Source organism: Bartonella sp. AP331QHHD (assembly GCF_042195905.1).
In the GTDB taxonomy this organism is placed as follows: Bacteria; Pseudomonadota; Alphaproteobacteria; order Rhizobiales; family Rhizobiaceae; genus Bartonella.
Window position 1 is genome coordinate 1 of record NZ_JBHIPG010000033.1, and the last position, 2,157, is coordinate 2,157.

The 2,157-nt window shown below is 37.4% G+C and carries 1 pseudogene; it reads left to right on the forward strand.

The features are described from left to right. Window positions 1-749: 749 nt before the first annotated feature. Window positions 750-2,157 (forward strand): annotated as a pseudogene (locus tag ACFIMS_RS04255) (hypothetical protein); the annotation flags it as partial.

The following is a 2,157-nucleotide window of genomic DNA, read 5'->3' on the forward strand; positions in this document are numbered from 1 at the left end:
ACAGTATTTATCTAGAGATAAGCATAATATTTGATGAGGCTATAGACTGTGAGGTTTTATAGAAGATTTTCTATATTTTGTTGAAAAAAGATCACAGTAGAATCCATATTGCTAAAAAGTTATATTTTTATGTTGCTATTTTCTTGAACAGCCTATAGCTGTATGAAAATGTATATTAGTAAGACTCATTTTGATAAAATAATTCAAAGGGGGGATAAGTAGTGCGTAAAGATAAAAGGTACATCACAGGACCACGCATATATCATTATATGATATATTAAAAAGAAAAAATCCAACTAAAAAGCCAGTTATCCAAAGAAGAATATATTCCGGACATATTACAATTTCTTTTTACTTTACTTATTATTAATAAAACCATGCTTTCTAATAAAAATAAAGTCTATAGTTAGGAAAATACATACTAAAACCTAGTACAAAGGATTTTATAGTAACCACTACCAAGTAAAATGTAATATTAAATATAAAGACCCCTTTTTAGTTAGAAAAAACAGCACACTAAAAAACTTAGACTCTAAATGTGTCATCTTTATGTCCACAAAACATAATCAAAAAGACAAGCATTTAGATCTCAATACAGAGAGCACAAACAAAACAAAACTAAAGACTCAAAATGTTCACACTCTAAGCAATGATCCTCTACTCTGAATTCCAAAGAGATCAATAATGCTAAAATGTGTCTTTTTTATGTTTTGGAGGTGTTTTTAAGTTTTTTCATTGGAGAGTTTGTTATGAAAAAATTATATGCCCCACAAGCTGCGAGTGAATTAAAACGTTCTCGTTTTTCTTTTGTTAAAGTTCTTTCGTTGGCTATAGCGGCTACATTCTTATCGAATGTTACGCCTGTTTTTTCAGCAAATCCTGATTTTAGAAACACGTTTCTTGAAGGTGTAAAAAGTCCCGGCGTGTCTTATCCACAAAGCATTCTCTCTGTTGCTGGTTTGAATGCTTCTGAAGATTACGCAAATTTTTTAACCAAAACCCTTTCTGGTAAGAGCGATAAGAGTTCTATCGTAAATGTTCTTGCGGACGATAGCAAAAATTTATTGGTCAGAACCCTAGATACAGACGAGCAATATAAAAAGTCTCTCATTAGTCCACGGTCGCTTGTTCGTGATAGCTCTACAGCCCAACAGTTTGCAGGGAATAATGAGAATGCAACCCCTGTTAATGTTTCTGACCTTTTGCGGAGTGGTGCAACTGAGGGAATGCAACGAGATACGCGAGCGAGTGACACTGTTGTTATAGGTGATGATGCATCTGTAAAGGGAAAGAGAGGTATTGCTATAGGCTATAAAGCTCAGACACAAAACAAGGATGATGCTATTGCTATAGGTTACATGTCTCACGCTATGGGAACAAGCAGTGTCGCAATAGGTTCCGAATATAATCCAGGTAAAGGTCCGGACGATCATACAATTGCGGGGAGTGATTATTCAACGGCTGTGGGTGCTGTTTCTAAGGCTTTGGGGTATGGTTCGACTGCTGTTGGTCATCGTGCACAGGCACTTAGTAAGCATGCTATTTCTCTTGGATTTTATTCGAAAGCAGAGGGAGAGGGAGCTATCGCTATAGGTGCCGATTCTGTGGTTTCGGTGAAAGATGGCGTTGCTATAGGGAGAGATTCTGTAGCTAATAGGGCTGCTGGTAAGTTTGGCTATACTTCTTTGTTGCAGGGGCCGACAAAAAACACTGAAGCGCAATGGAAAAGTACGAAAGGTGCCGTGAGTGTTGGTGATACTGATAAAGGAATAACGCGGCAGATTACAGGTGTAGCGGCTGGTAGTGAGCCTACTGATGCAGTAAATGTTGTACAGTTAAAAGACTTAGAAAGTGTCGTAAGAAATGGTGGTTGGAAACTATCTGTTGGGGGTAAGGATGCTAAGACCGTTATCATGGACAGCGCGGTAGATTTTTCCGCTGGAAGTACAAATCTTCAAATTAGCAAAGGCAAAGATAATAATAATATAAAATTTGATCTAGCTAAGGATATTGCAGTCAATAAAGTAACTGCAGGAAACAGTACCTTAGATGCAACAGGCTTAGTGATTACAGGTGGACCGAAAATAATCATTTCTGGGATAGATGCTGGGGGTAAAAAGATTACAGGAGTGTCGGATGGCACTGGAGCGAACGATG